The sequence below is a fragment of the Polaribacter staleyi genome, assembly GCF_038024045.1.
Taxonomy (GTDB): Bacteria; Bacteroidota; Bacteroidia; order Flavobacteriales; family Flavobacteriaceae; genus Polaribacter; species Polaribacter butkevichii.
The window spans coordinates 4,042,421-4,059,187 of the sequence record NZ_CP150665.1; the positions used below are offsets into that span (position 1 = coordinate 4,042,421).

A 16,767-nucleotide genomic window follows, 5' to 3' on the forward strand; every position below is an offset into this window, starting at 1 on the left:
GGGGTCAAAACATAAATTTATCTATTTTTGAAATTTGATTGAAAAAAGATTGAAAATCAGTTATTTTAAAATCGCGTTGAGCTATTTTTCTAACGATTTCTTTATTAGGTATAGTTTTAAAGGTTTTATTAGCTAAAATCATGTTAGAGGGTAACTTAGATATAGAGCCAAGTAAATCCGAAAGTTCTCTCAATGTGCAGTTATTAAGTGTTTTGTCTAAAATTTTGGAAGGAAAAGCATTTACTAATCTATCGGTAAAAGTCTTGTTAATTTTAGCTGAAACTGCTATAAATTTTGATAAATGGCTACATTTTGTTTCTTGGGTTATTTTTATTTTAATTAAATCAACAAAATTTTGATTATCTATTAGTTTTAGTATTTTATCATTTGATATGTCATATAGTTCTGATATAATTGTAGCAAGATTAGCTAAATTATATTCTTTTAAATTTTTAAGAAGAAAATCAATTTCTAAACTATTAACAACTGAAGTAATAACTTTTCTGTCAAAAGGATATAGCTCCTTAAGGGATTTACTTAATTTACCTAGCGGAGTAGTTTTTACAATATTTTGAAAATAACTGATATCTAATTCGTTTATTAATAACCTAGGTATTTTGCCTTCAATTCTTTTAAATTCGGATATAGATTTTGTAAGGTTTGCTATTGGTAAATATTTAACATCAAATAAAGTCTTTTTTATGTTTATCTCGTTCAAAATTTCAATTGCATATTTCCTGCCTTTTAATTGAGAAATCTCTATAATAGAGTTTGAAATTGATAAAAAAGGTGCTTTTTGAAAAATATTAATCCACTCTTCTTTTGATAAATAATTAACTAATTTGATAGCTAATGGCTTGTCAAAATCTGAAACAGATCTTAGACAATATGTTAAATCATTTAACTGTGATGAATATAAAATTTTCTTTAAATCATTCTCATCAATTTCTTCCATTGATTTTTTATATCTAGAAAGGTTTTTACTTGAATGAATAGTTAAAAATTTTCTAAAATCTAAAGCGTCCTTGATTTTAAATTTATCCCAGAAATTTGTTATGCTATTATCTTTTAAAACTAAATTTTCTTTATAAAAATCAAATTCAATTTTATTAAGTTTTTGAATATTATTGAAGAAAATAATAAATTCATCTGTGATTGGGAGAGTATTAAAATACTTTATGATTTGATTTTTAACTAATTTGGAAGATGTGAGCTTAATAAATAACTTATTTCCCTTATTTATTGCTAACTTATTTAATAAACTTCCAATCTTTGGAGGGAATCCAGAACGACCGTTTTCATTAAAAAACGAAAAATATTTAAAAAACATTTTTAATTCAAAATCATAAAATCCATTTGGATAATTAATTTTATAGTTACTATCGGATTGGATTAATGAGTTTAGCAATAGTCTAGAAAAACTTGAATGGAAAAAAGAATAATTATCATTTTTTGATTGTATTATTAATCCTTCTTTCCTTAGAATTTGTTCGATATCTCTATCTGAATTTTGGAAGTAAAAACCAATTTCAAATTGATTAATACAGGTATATAGCATTAAACTATCTCGTTGACTAAAAGTAAAATTACTAAAGTATCTTCGATTTATGATTTTGCTAAGTTCTGTATCATCAATGTCATCAAGTTGCTTTGTTGGATTTTGTTCCCAGATATCCAATAATATGTTTAGCTTTAAAAGACTACTATTTATAATATAATATATTTTGTTTAAATCTCCTGTGTTTGAAATAATTCCTTGCGTATTTAATATTTTTTTCTGTCGGTTTTTTATTAAGGATTGAATTTTTTCATTTCGGTTTTGAGTTGGGTTTACAATAAATTTTAAATCTGAAAGTTCAAATAAATCTATTCCTGATAAGTTATCAATTTTATAAGTTTTATCTATTTCTCTAGAAATGAATAGTAAAGTTAGGTTTTTATATTGTTGACAAAACTTGTAGGTTTCGCAAGCCACGTTATATTCTAAATGGATATTATCTAAAATTAAAAGGGACGGAAAATTTATCAGTGTCTTTATATCTTGTTTAATGTTGGTAAGTGAATTCTCGGATTTTAAATCTAAGTATCTAGACAGGTAAGACTTGTCTAAATGGTTCGATAATTTAATAGCAAAGGTTGTTTTACCACAAGAAGGGATCCCTGAAATTAAAATATTTGATATGTTGCCTTTTTGTATTTTTTTGATAGAGTCATTTATAAACTTTTTTTCTTCTGTGCTGAAAATAAAATGTTTGATATCCTGAATTGATGGTGTGTATTTTGAAGAGTCTTTAAAATAATTTTCGATTTTATTAAAACATGTATCAGAATTTATTTGGTTTATTAAAAGTTTGATGTCAAGTAATTCTTCTTCTAGTTTCCTTGCAAATATTTTTTCAATTTTTTCAATTTGTGCATCATCAATTATAAAGTTACTTTCCCTATTCTTTTTAGAAAAATTGTGTTTTAATTCATTTAAATATTTTGCTGTGTATTTTACTTGATTATCTCGATTGTCAATTACTGTATGACAAGATGGGCATAGAACTAAAAGATTCTCATATTCATTAAGTTTATCTTTTTTAAGAAAAGTATTATATCTTGCCCCTCCTTTATTAAAAGCCTCAATATGGCAAATTTCTCCAATTACTGCATTTTCTCTAATTATTGAATTATTACAAACTGCACATCTACCATTTGTATCAGCAAATAAGCGTTTAACAATTTTTGATTTTATGTATCGTGATGCCATTTTTTTTGTGAAATTGATGTTTATGCCAACACTAATGTAAATATAAAACCTTTTATTCTGTTATCTCCAGTGTTATTTAATTTTGGTTTTTCAAACACTAAGTACAAGGTGTAAAATATTATTTTATCTATTTTCCTTACAATTTCTCCTTCAAAGCCGCAATTTCATCACGCAATTTAGCAGCAACAATAAAGTCTAATTCTTTAGCGGCCGCTTCCATCTGTTTGCGTTTATCTCTAATGCGTTTTTCGATTTCTTCTTTTGGTAAATACTGTAAATCTTGTTCTGCAGCAACTTGTTTTGCGTTGTCGTAATGATAACTAGAAACGGCAGATTTAGACAAAGTATCGTCAATTTTTTTGTTAATTTGAGTCGGAGTAATGCCGTGTTTGGTGTTGTAGGCAATTTGCTTTTCACGTCTTCTTTCTGTTTCGTCAATGGTTTTTTGCATGCTGTTGGTCATTTTATCAGCATATAATATTGCCAAACCATTTACGTTTCTTGCGGCTCTACCAACGGTTTGTGTTATAGATCTATGACTTCTTAAAAAACCTTCTTTATCGGCATCTAAAATGGCTACTAAAGAAACTTCTGGTAAATCTAACCCTTCACGCAAAAGATTAACTCCAATTAAAACATCAAAAATACCTTTACGCAAATCTTGCATAATTTCTACACGCTCTAACGTATCTACATCAGAATGAATATAACGACAACGAATAGCTACTCTTGTTAAGTATTTTGTCAGTTCTTCTGCCATTCTTTTGGTTAATGTCGTCACCAAAGTACGTTCGTCTTTTTCTACACGAACCTGAATTTCTTCAATTAAATCATCAATCTGGTTTAAACTTGGGCGAATTTCAATTACAGGATCTAATAAGCCTGTAGGTCTAATTATTTGCTCTACAAATATACCTTCTGTTTTTTCTAATTCATAATCTGCAGGTGTTGCGGAAACATAAATTACTTGGTTCTGTACCCCTTCAAACTCATCAAATTTTAAAGGGCGATTGTCCATTGCGGCTGGTAATCTAAAACCATATTCCACTAAGTTTTCTTTTCTACTTCTATCGCCACCGTACATAGCATGCGTTTGCGGAATGGTAACATGGCTTTCATCAATCACCATTAAATAATCATCCGGAAAATAATCTAACAAGCAGAAAGGTCTTGTACCAGGTTCTCGTCCGTCTAAATAACGAGAATAGTTTTCTATACCAGAACAATACCCCAATTCACGAATCATTTCTAAATCAAACTCAGTTCGCTCCTTTAAACGTTTTGCTTCTAGATGTTTTCCTATTTCTTTAAAATATTCTACCTGTTTCATCATATCTTCTTGAATTTGATGAATGGCATTTTGTAAAATGTCTGGTGATGTTACAAATAAGTTTGCAGGATAAATAGTCAGTTCACTAAAGCTTTCTAAAACTGTATTGTTTTCTAAATCGAAAGATTCTATTTCTTCAATTTCATCACCAAAAAAATGGACTCTATAGCCATTATCTCCGTAAGACGGATAAATGGTAACCACATCGCCTTTTACTTTAAAGGTTCCACTTTTTATTTCGTGTTCTGTTCTAGAATATAAACTTTGTACTAATTGATGTAAAAATTTTGTTCGTGCAATTTGTTGATCAACATGAATAGGAATTACGTTTTTCTTAAATTCTACGGGATTTCCAATACCATACAAACAAGAAACGGAAGCCACCACTAACACATCTCGTCTACCAGAAAGTAGGGAAGAAGTGGTGCTTAAACGCAAACGTTCGATATCATCATTAATAGATAAATCTTTTTCTATAAAAGTTCCCGTTACCGGAATGTAGGCTTCAGGTTGATAATAATCGTAGTAAGACACAAAATACTCTACAGCGTTTTCAGGGAAAAATTGTTTAAATTCAGAATACAATTGAGCTGCCAACGTTTTGTTGTGTGCCAAAACTAAGGTGGGTTTGTCTACTTGTTTTACCACATTGGCAACGGTAAAAGTTTTACCAGAACCTGTTACCCCTAAAAGTGTTTGATATTTTTCACCACCTTTAATGTTTTTAGTAAGTTCTTTTATTGCTTGTGGTTGATCTCCCGTAGGAGAAAACTCTGATACCAATTTAAATTCCATGCTGTAAAAATACGGATACTTTTAAACAAAGTATCCGTATTTTTTTAAGTTTTAAAATGCAATTTTAAGTTTTAAGAATGCAAGGTTTTTTTTATTAAGCATTCCAATCTAAAGTAGTATAATTCTTTTTTAGATATGCCTTTACAATGGCAATATCGTCTTTAGAAGACAAATCTGGAACATGTTCTGAAAGCGGAATTCCGACAACTTTATTATCGGTTTCTGTAATATAATTTAACAACGCAGTTTGCATTTCTTTTTCATTTCTTGTAGGATGCACAGGGCAATTCTTTAAAAAAGGATAAAATTCTTTGCCCTCAAACTTAAAAATATTCATGCTGACTCTTAACTTTTGTTCTCTATCGTAAAAATTAGGAACATCTAATTCTGATGGTTTTTCAAGAATATGGACCAACTCGTTACGTTCGTTTAATTTGGTGAGAGCAAATTTAGAAATTCGCTCTAAAGGAAACTCTAAAGAGTCTCTGTTATAAGAGATGAATGCATTGTTATAGTCCGTTTCTCTAAGGAAACGTAGTGCTTTTGTAGAGTATAAATTATCACTATTACAAACCGTGTAAAATTGATTGTTTAATTCTGGAAACTGCTCTACTGCTTGTAAAAGTGCATCAGCAGTGCCAAAAGGTTTTTCTCTATTTGCAGGAATATATTGAATGGGAAAAGAAATAATTAGGCCGTTAAAATTGTTGTTTTTATCTTTACTTCCGTAAAACTCTTTAAACAAACCACCTTTTTCATTGATTACAATATAGATGTTTTTATAACCCGCTTTTTTAGCATTGAATAAAAGGTAATCTAACACAGGTCTACCCGAATTATCTAAACTAATTAAACTCTTACTTCTATTGTTGGCTTGTTCAGTTTCGTTTGAATTTAGGTTTTTAGAAGTCGCAGGTTTTTTCATTCTTGATGAAGCGCCACCTGCTAATATGATTAAGTTATTGTGCATAGAATCTTATTTAATGGTTTAAAAGTAATCATTTCAAGTTTAATTAGTATTTTTATTTTATGGATTTATTCTCGACAGAAAGCATCAAAAATATTTTACCTTTTGATGGGGTTACCAATTATTACGGACTTGTTTTAGATAAAAAACAATGTGAATTTTATTATCAAAAATTGATGGAAACCATTCAATTTAAAAATGATGAAGCAATTATTTTTGGTAAAAAAATCATCACCAAAAGAATGGTCGCTTGGTATGGAGAATCTGAATATTCTTATACCTATTCTAAAATAACAAAAAGGGCAAATATTTTTACTGAAGAATTGTTGGCGCTAAAAGAAATTGTAGAACGAGAAAGTGGAGCAACCTATAATTCTTGTTTGTTAAATTTATATCCTACAGGAGCAGAAGGAATGGCATATCATTCTGATGGAGAAAAAATGCTACGAGAAAATGGTGCTATTGCGTCGTTATCTTTAGGAGCCGATCGTAAGTTTTCTTTTAAGCATAAAAAGAACAAGCAAAGAATAGATATTGTGTTAGAAAAAGGAAGTTTATTAATAATGCGAGAAGGTACTCAAACCCATTGGCTTCATAGATTGCCACCTACAAAAAAAGTAAATTCACCAAGAATTAACCTAACTTTTAGAACAATAGAATTGTAAATTAATGATCAATTTTTTTGATAAATTCTTCACGGTAATTTAAGCCAATCGGTATCCAATTATCATCAATAATAATTCTATTTCTTTGCACAGAATAAATGTGTTTTAAAGAAACAATAAAGGATTTATGTACACGTATAAAGTTTGTTTTTCCTAATTTTTCTTCAAAGCTTTTAAGGCTGCTGAGTGTTAAAATAGGTTTTTCTTTATGCGTATGAATTTTAATATAATCCTTTAAAGATTCAATATATTTAATATCGCACAAATTTATTTTTAGGTTTTCGTATTCAGATTTTACAAAAATAAATTCAGGATTCGTTTCTTGTTTTGCAACAGGTATTTCTTCTTCGTTTTTTGATTTTAATAAATTTTGAGCTCTGGTTGCTGCTTTTAAAAATCGATGAAAGGGAATGGGTTTTACAAGGTAATCGATGGCGTTTAAATTAAAACCTTCTACAGCATAATGAGAGTATGCAGTGGTAAAAATAAACATCGGTTTTGTTTCTAAAGATTTTATAAAATCGATTCCAGAGAAATTAGGCATTTCTATGTCTGTAAAAATTAAATCTATTTTTTGTTCTTGTAAAAAACTAGTGGCCTCAAATCCGTTAGAGCAAGAAGCGACTAACTCTAAAAACGGAATTTTAGAAATAAAATCTTCTAATAGTTCTAGTGCTAAAGGTTCATCATCAATAATTATACACTTCATAATTTATTTTTTTAAGTTGATTTTTAAGAGAACTTCAAATGATTTTTTAGTCTTTGTAATCTTTAAAGTATGTGCTTTGGGGTATAATAAGTTTAACCTGTTTTGTATATTTTCTAGCCCAATACCAGAATCTTTATTGATGGCATTTTGCAAAGAAGAAAGGTTGTAAACCACTAGTTGTAATTGATCGTTATTGGTAGAAATTTTAATAGAAATATCTGTTTTTCCTTTATAATCGGTTCCGTATTTAAAGGCATTTTCTATAAAAGAAATAAGGAGTAAAGGTTCTATTTTGTAATTTAAATCTCCGTGAATATTTATTTTTACACCACTAGAATCTTTTAATCGTAACAATTGTAAAGAGATGTAGTTTTTTATGTAATCTATTTCTTTTTCTAAGGAAATTAATTCTTCATTGGCCTCGTAAATCATATAACGCATGAGTTCAGAAAGTGTAACAATGGCTACAGTTGTATCGTCAGATTTTTTATTAGCTAAAGAATAAATACTGTTTAAAGAGTTAAATAGAAAATGTGGGTTTAATTGTGCTTTTAAAAAAGATAATTCAGAATTTACTTTTTGAGAAGCAATTAAAGTTCTTTCTTTTTCTGATTTATACCATTCGGCTACAAGTTTAACGCAGGTACTTAAAGCAAAAAATAAGAGTAGTAAAATAGGAGGTCTTAAATTGATACTATTTTGTCGGTGTCTTTGGAAATTACGAATGAAGTTATTATTGTGGAAAGGTGGCTTTAAGGAAATTTTTAGAAAATATTCTATTCCGTAAATTACAGAAAATATAATTGCTAAAGAAATTACAATGTATAGAACAATTTTTTTATTCAATAAAAAATTAGGAATCAACACCAAATAATTTAGATAAAAAGCAGCAATAAAAATAAAATTTAAAATGTAAAATTCATTAGGTATAGTGCTAAAGCGTGCATACGATTGAATAGCAGTAATTGATAAGAATAAAAGCCAAATAAGGCTATGAATAAGAATTTTTGTATTCAGTTTTTTTAATGTTGTATTCAAACTATGCGTTATTTAATAATTGCAAAACTATGAAGGAGGTTTCTTAAAAGTCTCCCAAAGAATTGTTGTTTTTATCACAAAAAAAAGATTAAAAATGAAGGAGTTTTAAATTATTGCCTTCATTTTTAATCTTCTATGTATTTAGAAAAATAAGTTTACTAAAACTTAATCGTCTTCATTTTCTAATTCATCTGGTCTAAATTCCCAAACATCATCAAAATAATAACTACCACTTCTACCCATTAAAACAAAAGCTTTCGAATCGAAAGTAAAGCTAGAAGCATCTTGTCTTGCAGTTCCTTCAAATACCGGTAACTCTTCCCAAGTATCGGTACTTGGGTCATATTCCCAACTTTCTGTGGTAATAGAGCCAGAAATACCGGTAGTTACATATCCTTTTCCATTTAAAGAAAAAGCGGCTCCACTGCTTAATAGAATTTCATAATCATCATCGTCGTCCTCATCATCATCTAGGTCTGTTAACCTTGTCCAGGTAGTACCATTAAAAGCATAAAAATCTTTTTCGTAGGCACCATTATGAATTCCTAAGCCAATATAAGCTACATCATTAATGGTAAAAACAGACGCATTTTGACGCTTTTCTCCACCAAAACCAACAGATTGTTCCCAAGTATTTGCAGCTACATTGTATTTCCAAAAATCTTTTTGTTCGCTGCCATCGTAACCAGTACCAATATAACCATCGTTACCAATAGTAAAAGCGATTGCTCCATATCTTGCGGTTCCTGCAAAATCTGCTTTTTGTGTCCAAGTATCTGATGATGGATCATATTCCCAAAAATCATTTAACCTATTTTCTCCGTCATAACCTGTACCTAAATATCCTTTTCCGTTTATAGAAAAACCAACAGCAGCACTTCTTGCAACTCCCGGAAAACTAGCTTTTTTTACCCAATAATCATTATCCGAATTATACTCCCAAGTATCAGCTAAATAATCATCACCATCATGACCGGTAACTAAATATCCTTTTGTGCCAATGGTAAAGCTTACAGAGTTTGCTCTAGAGTTTCCATCGAAAGTAGAACTTTCTACCCAGTTTCCATATTCATCGTCGTCTTCATCATCACTACTACACCCTATAAAAAATAGAGACATTAGTAATGTTGCTAAAAAAAGCATACGACTCTTGTGCTTTAAATTTGTTTTTCTCATTAGATTTAATTTATTCATTTGCATAATTATTTGGCAAACGTAAAAGCTATTTAGTTTAAAAAAGTACAAAATAGACAAACAAGGGTATTTTACAGATAACCATGTAAACCAAATGTTAATTTTCTTAAAAGGTGTTAATAATTGGGTTTAGAGGTGTTTTTTAGTGGTAAGTCTATAAAAAAATAGCGTTTATATATTTTGTGATTTTTAATGAAAACGCCCCTAATACTTTTGCTGAAAAAGTAAAATGAGGTATTTAATTATAGGTGTTTTAAGTTTTGTTTTTCTGATATCCTGTGCAACAGATGATACTACGGTTTATGAAGTTGGAAGCGATTTTATAGAAAACAATATTCAGGTTAGGGTAATAGATACGTTTACCGTAAAAGCAGGAACTTTTAAACGAGATTCTATTGTTACATCTGGTACCAATAGAATTTTATTGGGCAATGTGGTTGATGAAAACTTAGGTAGTTTATCTGCAAAATCATATTTACAATTAATAACTACTAATTTTTCTATTGGTACTAATGCAGAGTATGATTCTATTGGGTTTATTTTAAATTATGATAATTACTATTATGGTGATACAACTAAAATACAAACCTATAAGTTACACAGAATTACGGAGACAGTAGAAACAGAAGATAATAGTAGTTTTTACAATACTTCTTCCTTAAAATATGATGCCGATATTTTAGGACAAATTTCATTCATACCAAGACCTAATAGAACCACAGATTCATTATTTATTAAAATGGATGATGTTCTAGGAGAAGAAATTTTTGATAAGATAGTAGATAATGACATTAATACAACAGATGATTTTTTACAATATTTTAAAGGAATAGCAATAGTGCCAGATGCAACAGTAAATAGCCATATCTTAGGTTTTAATGCACAAATAACAGCGGGTTTATCAGGTAATTCTGGTATGCGATTGTATTATACTCTAAAAGATGATGATAGTGAAGATAATAGCTTTTATATAGATTTTGCAGTTTCTAATGCAGCAAAACAATTTAATGAAATTGAAGGAAACTTCTCTAATAGCACTGTAGGAGATTTTGAGGATGGAGAAGAAATTAAATTAAGTGCAAATACCAATAATTTATTATTTGCACAAGGAGGTATTGGTGTTTCTCCAAGAATAGAAATTCCTTCTATAAAAAGACTCTCTGAATTGTACGAAAATGCCACAGCCTTAAGTGCAGCCTTAACATTTAATCCTTTGTTAGGGAGTTATAATGAAGATAACCCTTTGCCAGAATCGTTATCGGTTTTTGTGGTAGATCATAAAAATAGAATGATAGAACAACTAACAGATATAGATGGCAACCTTGCTTCTGCCATATTAATTAATGATAATGATGAGTTTGATAAAAACACCTACTACACGGTAGATTTAAGTGGCTTTGTAGAAAATATTCTTTATACAGAAGAAGATTTAAATTATGCCTTAATGATTCAGTATGAAGATTACACAAAAGAAGTGCATAAGTTGGTCATAGAAAATGATCCAAGTACAAATAACGAGGTAAAATTATCAGTAAAATTTTTAAACTATTAAGATGAAAAAGAGCCTACTATTAATAGTGTTAATTGGATCCGTAAATATTTTATTGGGACAAGTAAATACAAATACACCTTATTCTTTGTTTGGTTTAGGGGTAGAAAACAAAACAGCAACCGGAGGTTTAACTGGGTTAGGTAATACAGGAATTGCACAAGCAAATCCTTTTGAAATAAATTTATTCAACCCAGCGAGTTTAAGTGGTATTTTACCAAAATCGTTCTTGTATGAGTTTGGTTTAAACGGTACGTATTCTACTTTAAAAACTAGTAGTGTTAGTGAATCTTCTACAAACGGAAATATCTCACACATTGCCATTGCATTTCCTATAAAAAAAGATTGGGGTGTGGGTATTGGGCTGCTTCCTTTTACAAAAACAGGTTATAATATAGATGTTGAAAATTCCATCGAAGGGTTTACAGATGTTTATATTACAAGGGTAACAGGAGAAGGAGGATTGAATAAATTTTATTTATCCACCGGTTTTAAGGTGATTAAAAACCTATCTTTTGGTGTAGATGTGTCTTTCCTTTTTGGTTCTATAAATCAAGAAAGTTTGGCTTATGCAGGCTCATTAGTATCTATTAGCGATCAAAATGATTATGGAGGTGTAAAGCTAAAAACAGGTTTACAATACAAATTACCTACCATTAAAGGAGTAGAAACTACATTAGGTGGTACGTTAGAACTACCTACATCATTAAGCGGGTCACAAACAAGATCATCATACAAAACATCTTCTAGCGGAACATCAATAGCTATAGAAAGTGAGGTGGAAAATGATTTAGATAATTTTGAACTTCCGTTTACTTACGGAGTGGGAATTACATCGGTCATCAATAAAAAAATTACCACTAGTTTAGATTATCGCAAATTACTTTGGAGCGATACCAATCAGCAGCAAAATAACGAGAGTTATGCAAACCAATCTATTTATGCCTTTGGTGTACAATTTGTATCCGCAAAAGAAAAATACAGTTATTGGTCTAATATAAAGTATAGAGCAGGTGTAAACTATAACACAGGTTTTTTAAAAATATCCAATCAACAAATAGATAGTTATTTTGTGTCTTTCGGTGTAGGTTTGCCTATGAAAAAATATAGCAATGATTATTTTAATATCTCTTATTCGTATGGTAGAGAAGGTACTTTAGAAAACAAATTAATTAAAGAGAATTTTCATAAAATTACTTTAAACTTAAATTTTGTGGGTAAATGGTTTGATCAAAGAAAGATAGATTAGGTAAGAATAACAATTTTAGAGCCATAAAATTATAATCTTATACTTACTTTTGCATAAAATTATTTTCTTTGGACAATACAAATAAAAAATCTACAAACCTTAATAAATATATAAGTTCTTCTGGTATTTGCTCTCGTAGAGAAGCCGAAAAATATATAAAAGAAGGCAGAATTACAATTAACGGTAAACCCACTCAGTTAGGAAACCGAGTAGGAGAAAAAGACGTTGTAAAATTTGATGGACGACTTGTAAAACCGAAAGACGAAATTTTATACATCGCTTTAAATAAACCAGTTGGTATTGTTTCTACTACAGATGATAGAGAACCAAATAATATTGTAAAGCATGTAAATTATCCAGAAAGATTGTTTCCAATAGGGCGTTTAGACAAACCATCCGAAGGATTAATATTTCTTACAAACGATGGTGATATTGTAAATAAAATTTTACGAGCAGGTAACAATCACGAGAAAGAATATTTTGTTTCTGTAGATAAGCCAATTACAGATGAATTTATTCAAAAAATGGGGAATGGAATTCCTATTTTAGGTACCATGACAAAAAAATGTTTGGTAGAAAAAATAAGTGGTAAAATTTTTAAAATCATTTTAACACAAGGTTTAAATCGTCAAATTCGTAGAATGTGCGAGTATTTAGGTTATGAAGTAACCAAGTTAAAACGTACAAGAATTATGAATGTAGAGCTTGGATATTTGCAAGCAGGAGATTGGCGAGAATTAACAGAACAAGAAATGAGCGAAATTAATAAAATGATTTCTACCTCTTCTAAAACAGAAGAAGCATCTGTTGTTAAAGAAAAACCCAAAAAACAAACTTCTAAAAAAAGAGAAGCGCCAACTAAAAACGATTTTAATAAAAAAAGTGCCTCTTTTAGAAAATCATCACCAAAAAGTAAAAGAAATAGTGGCGGTTTTTCAGCTAAAAAGAAACGCTGGTAGTTTTTGGGCGTTCCCTTTCAGGTCAGGCTTGGATTTTATCTTGAGCGAAGTAGAAAGGCTGCAATCTTTTTTATTAAAAAAAAATAAAAAAGGATTTTCGTTGCAATCCTTAACGCGCATTTTTGCCAATAAAAGTAGGGCTGTAACTTTTCGTTTTTTATAACACTTCATTTTATTTACCAATTCTTAAATAATAGTATCTTTGCCAGCAATGAAAATAAAGTTTATTTGTTTTTAGAATAAATAAATTAGAGAACAAAGTAATGATACACGTTCTTAATTTTGTGATTAATTTTAATTACAAGAATCATCAAAATTTATACGATTGAAATTCGACTTAAAAATAACCGACCCAAAGAGTAAGGCAAGAGCAGGAGTAATAACTACTGATCATGGAGAAATTGAAACGCCAATATTTATGCCCGTGGGTACTGTTGGAACCGTAAAAGGTGTCCATCAAACAGAACTTAAAAACGAAATAAATCCTGATATTATTTTAGGAAACACCTATCACTTATACTTACGTCCAGGAATGGATATTTTAGAAAAAGCAGGTGGTTTGCATAAGTTTATGAACTGGGACCGTAATATCTTAACAGATTCTGGAGGTTACCAAGTATATTCACTTTCTGGAAGAAGAAAAATTAACGAAGAAGGCGTAAAGTTTAAGAGTCATATAGATGGTTCTATGCACTTTTTTACACCAGAAAACGTAATGGAAACACAGCGTACCATTGGTGCAGATATTATTATGGCGTTTGATGAGTGTACACCATATCCTTGCGATTATAATTACGCAAAAAGATCGATGCACATGACGCATAGATGGTTAGATAGATGTATCAGTCATTTAGATAAAGTACCTTATAAATATGGCTATGAACAAACCTTTATGCCTATAGTGCAAGGAAGTACATATAAAGATTTGCGTAGACAATCTGCAGAATATATTGCAAATTCAGGGCAACAAGCAAATGCAATTGGAGGTCTCTCTGTAGGTGAACCTGCAGAAGAAATGTATGCAATGACAGAAGTGGTAACAGAAATTTTACCAGAAGATAAACCACGTTATTTAATGGGAGTTGGTACGCCAATTAATATTTTAGAAAACATTGCTTTGGGTATCGATATGTTCGATTGTGTTATGCCAACTAGAAATGCTAGAAACGGAATGTTGTTTACGGCACATGGTTCTATCAACATCAAAAATAAAAAGTGGGCAGAAGATTTTTCTCCAATAGATGATATGGGGATTACTTGGGTAGATACCATGTATTCAAAAGCCTATTTACGCCATCTTTTTGCTGCAAAAGAAATGTTAGGGAAACAAATAGCCTCTATTCATAATTTAGGTTTTTATGTTTGGTTAACTCGTGAAGCAAGAAAACATATTTTAGCAGGAGATTTTAGAGAGTGGAAAGACATGATGGTAAAACAAATGGATAAAAGGCTTTAAAAGTAAGCCGTTTTTCAGTAGCAGTAAACAGGTTACGCTATTAAACAAATAAACAATTACACAACGATAAGTGAGAATTATAGATTGGTACATATTAAAACGATTTTTGGTAACTTTTGTGTTTACCTTATTAATCTTGATTCCTATTGCTATTGCTATAGATATATCAGAAAAGATTGATAATTTTTTAGAACATACAGATTTAGGGTTTTACCAAATTGTAGATGAGTATTACAAAAATTTCATTATCTATTATGCAAATACTTTTATGCCTTTGGCATTATTTATTGCTGTAATTTTATTTACGTCTAAATTATCAAACAATACAGAAATTATTGCCATTACAAATGCAAAGGTTTCTTTTACCCGTTTTTTATATCCTTATTTTATTGGAGCTACTTTAATTACCATTGTTTCTTTAGCAATGAATCATTTTGTGGTACCTAATAGTAGTAAGGAAAGAAAGAAATTCGAAAAAGAGTACATTCAAAATAGTAGGCAAAAACACGAGTTAAAATATGTAAAAGAGTTTAGTTTACAGCTAACTGACAGTACGTACATTTTTATACGAAGTTTTGATACAGAATCTAATTCGGGGTATGATTTTACCTCAGAAGTTTATGATGGTATAGAATTAAAATCTAAATTAGTTGCAAATAGAATAAAGTACAGTGATAAAGACTCTGCTTTTACTTTGTCTAACTGGAAACTACGTAAGATTTTTAAAGACAGAGATAGTATTTTTTCAGGTGTTAAAATAGATACCGTTTTTAACTTTACACCTAAAGATTTAATTTATAAATCTGCTTTAGCACAAGAAATGCCTTCTAATGAGTTGTTAAAATTTATTGGTGTTTCTAAAAAAAGAGGAGTTAAAAATTTAAATGCGTATTTAGTGGAGTTTCATAAAAGAACAAGCTTACCTGTTGCTTCTTATATTTTAACAATAATAGCAGTAGCATTGGCTTTTAGAAAACGAAGAGGTGGTACGGGTGTTAATTTGGCACTAGGTATTGGTATTATGTTTTTGTATGTTTTTTTAATGAAAATAGCTGAGGTTTTAGGTGCTGTAGCTGGGGTAAACTCATTGCTTTATGTTTGGTTACCTAATATTGTTTTTGGTTGTTTAGCCATATATCTCTATTTAAATGCAAGAAAGTAAATTAAAAAATTATTTACTGTTACACCTTATTGTTTTTATTTGGGGGTTCACAGCAATTTTAGGAGCGTTAATTAACTTAGATGCTATACCGTTAGTTTGGTATAGAATGTCCTTGGCAGTTATTTTTATTGTACTGTATTTTATCTTTAGAAAGAAATCATTTAAAGTTGATGAAAAAGGACTTGTTAAGTTTTTTGTAACAGGTGTTGTTATTGCGTTGCATTGGGTCTTTTTCTTTAAAGCGATAAAGGTTTCTAATGTTTCTGTAGCCCTGGTAACTATGAGCACTGGTGCTTTTTTTGGAGCTTTAATAGAACCTGTTTTTTTTAGAAGAAGAATTAAGTCTTTAGAAATAGTATTAGGTTTGGTGGTTATTTTTGGACTTTACATTATTTTTAACTTTGAAAGTCAGTACCAGTTAGGTATTTTTTATGCGCTAATTTCTTCGTTTTTAAGTGCCTTGTTTGCGGTTCTTAATGGTCTTTTTATTAAAAAATATACGGCAGAAATTATTTCTTTGTATCAATTGTTTTTTGGAGTGCTTTGCATTACTATTTATTTATTGGTTACAAACAGTTTTTCGGTTGCCTTTTTTAATATATCAACATCAGATTGGATGTATCTTTTGCTTTTAAGTAGTATTTGTACAGCGTATGCTTTTATAGCGTCAGTTCAAGTAATGAAATATATATCACCTTATACAGTAATGTTAACCGTTAATTTAGAGCCTATTTATGCAATTATTTTGGCGCTTTTTATTTTTGGTGATAAAGAAAAAATGAATCCTGAATTTTATTTTGGGGCATTTATAGTATTGTTTGTCGTTTTGTTAAACGGAATTATAAAAAATAAAACGGTCATCAGAAATAAACTGAAAGAGAAAGCTGTTAGAAAAAAGTAGCTTCTTTTTTTAAAAAACAACGAATTTTATAGTATGTTTGT

Annotated in this window: 13 protein-coding genes; 7 read left to right on the forward strand and 6 right to left on the reverse strand. The window is 29.7% G+C overall.

The window, feature by feature from the left end; all coding sequences use genetic code 11:
- Positions 1-4: 4 nt before the first annotated feature.
- The 3 genes from WHD07_RS16820 to WHD07_RS16830 form a co-directional block, all read right to left on the reverse strand.
- Positions 5-2,752 (reverse strand): hypothetical protein, encoded by a 2,748-nt coding sequence (locus WHD07_RS16820; RefSeq protein ID WP_343329324.1) that lies wholly within the window; start codon positions 2,750-2,752, stop codon positions 5-7.
- Positions 2,753-2,888: 136 nt separating this feature from the next.
- Positions 2,889-4,877, reverse strand: a complete 1,989-nt coding sequence (gene uvrB / locus WHD07_RS16825) for an excinuclease ABC subunit UvrB (RefSeq protein WP_343329325.1) — start codon at positions 4,875-4,877, stop codon at positions 2,889-2,891.
- Between the two features lie 94 nt (positions 4,878-4,971).
- On the reverse strand, positions 4,972-5,847 hold the full coding sequence (locus WHD07_RS16830; RefSeq protein WP_343329326.1) for a sugar phosphate nucleotidyltransferase: 876 nt from the start codon (positions 5,845-5,847) through the stop codon (positions 4,972-4,974).
- A gap of 59 nt (positions 5,848-5,906) precedes the next feature.
- Between WHD07_RS16830 and WHD07_RS16835 the strand changes: the two genes are divergently transcribed.
- Positions 5,907-6,509 (forward strand): alpha-ketoglutarate-dependent dioxygenase AlkB family protein, encoded by a 603-nt coding sequence (locus WHD07_RS16835; protein WP_343329327.1) that lies wholly within the window; start codon positions 5,907-5,909, stop codon positions 6,507-6,509.
- Position 6,510: 1 nt separating this feature from the next.
- Here WHD07_RS16835 and WHD07_RS16840 read toward each other — a convergent pair whose 3' ends face one another.
- From WHD07_RS16840 to WHD07_RS16850, 3 genes are all read right to left on the reverse strand, one after another.
- Positions 6,511-7,218, reverse strand: coding sequence for a LytR/AlgR family response regulator transcription factor (locus WHD07_RS16840; RefSeq protein WP_105047931.1), 708 nt, complete (start codon positions 7,216-7,218; stop codon positions 6,511-6,513).
- Between the two features lie 3 nt (positions 7,219-7,221).
- On the reverse strand, positions 7,222-8,256 hold the full coding sequence (locus WHD07_RS16845; protein ID WP_343329328.1) for a sensor histidine kinase: 1,035 nt from the start codon (positions 8,254-8,256) through the stop codon (positions 7,222-7,224).
- Positions 8,257-8,421: 165 nt separating this feature from the next.
- Entirely contained in the window at positions 8,422-9,432 is a 1,011-nt protein-coding gene (locus tag WHD07_RS16850; protein ID WP_343329329.1) for a Kelch repeat-containing protein, read from the reverse strand.
- Positions 9,433-9,679: 247 nt separating this feature from the next.
- Between WHD07_RS16850 and WHD07_RS16855 the strand changes: the two genes are divergently transcribed.
- The 6 genes from WHD07_RS16855 (at position 9,680) to WHD07_RS16880 (ending at position 16,726) form a co-directional block, all read left to right on the forward strand.
- Positions 9,680-11,002: a DUF4270 family protein gene (locus WHD07_RS16855; RefSeq protein ID WP_343329330.1), complete on the forward strand. Its 1,323-nt coding sequence runs from the start codon at positions 9,680-9,682 to the stop codon at positions 11,000-11,002.
- Position 11,003: 1 nt separating this feature from the next.
- A complete protein-coding gene (locus WHD07_RS16860; protein WP_343329331.1) occupies positions 11,004-12,248 on the forward strand; it encodes a hypothetical protein in 1,245 nt (414 codons plus the stop codon).
- A gap of 68 nt (positions 12,249-12,316) precedes the next feature.
- On the forward strand, positions 12,317-13,207 hold the full coding sequence (rluF, locus tag WHD07_RS16865; RefSeq protein ID WP_105047936.1) for a 23S rRNA pseudouridine(2604) synthase RluF: 891 nt from the start codon (positions 12,317-12,319) through the stop codon (positions 13,205-13,207).
- A gap of 325 nt (positions 13,208-13,532) precedes the next feature.
- Positions 13,533-14,663, forward strand: a complete 1,131-nt coding sequence (gene tgt, locus WHD07_RS16870; protein ID WP_105047937.1) for a tRNA guanosine(34) transglycosylase Tgt — start codon at positions 13,533-13,535, stop codon at positions 14,661-14,663.
- A gap of 70 nt (positions 14,664-14,733) precedes the next feature.
- Positions 14,734-15,825: an LptF/LptG family permease gene (locus tag WHD07_RS16875; RefSeq protein WP_211296695.1), complete on the forward strand. Its 1,092-nt coding sequence runs from the start codon at positions 14,734-14,736 to the stop codon at positions 15,823-15,825.
- Positions 15,812-16,726: a DMT family transporter gene (locus WHD07_RS16880; RefSeq protein WP_343329332.1), complete on the forward strand. Its 915-nt coding sequence runs from the start codon at positions 15,812-15,814 to the stop codon at positions 16,724-16,726. Before WHD07_RS16875 ends, WHD07_RS16880 begins: the two co-directional genes overlap by 14 nt.
- Positions 16,727-16,767: the final 41 nt, after the last annotated feature.

Bases quoted from the DNA above. Each gene is read 5' to 3' on its own strand.
- WHD07_RS16855 (WP_343329330.1), top strand. From the start codon at position 9,680: ATGAGGTATTTAATTATAGGTGTTTTAAGTTTTGTTTTTCTGATATCC.
- WHD07_RS16835 (WP_343329327.1), top strand. From the start codon at position 5,907: ATGGATTTATTCTCGACAGAAAGCATCAAAAATATTTTACCTTTTGAT.
- WHD07_RS16880 (WP_343329332.1), top strand. From the start codon at position 15,812: ATGCAAGAAAGTAAATTAAAAAATTATTTACTGTTACACCTTATTGTT.
- WHD07_RS16820 (WP_343329324.1), bottom strand. From the start codon at position 2,752: ATGGCATCACGATACATAAAATCAAAAATTGTTAAACGCTTATTTGCT.
- WHD07_RS16850 (WP_343329329.1), bottom strand. From the start codon at position 9,432: ATGAGAAAAACAAATTTAAAGCACAAGAGTCGTATGCTTTTTTTAGCA.
- WHD07_RS16830 (WP_343329326.1), bottom strand. From the start codon at position 5,847: ATGCACAATAACTTAATCATATTAGCAGGTGGCGCTTCATCAAGAATG.
- uvrB (WP_343329325.1), bottom strand. From the start codon at position 4,877: ATGGAATTTAAATTGGTATCAGAGTTTTCTCCTACGGGAGATCAACCA.
- WHD07_RS16860 (WP_343329331.1), top strand. From the start codon at position 11,004: ATGAAAAAGAGCCTACTATTAATAGTGTTAATTGGATCCGTAAATATT.
- WHD07_RS16840 (WP_105047931.1), bottom strand. From the start codon at position 7,218: ATGAAGTGTATAATTATTGATGATGAACCTTTAGCACTAGAACTATTA.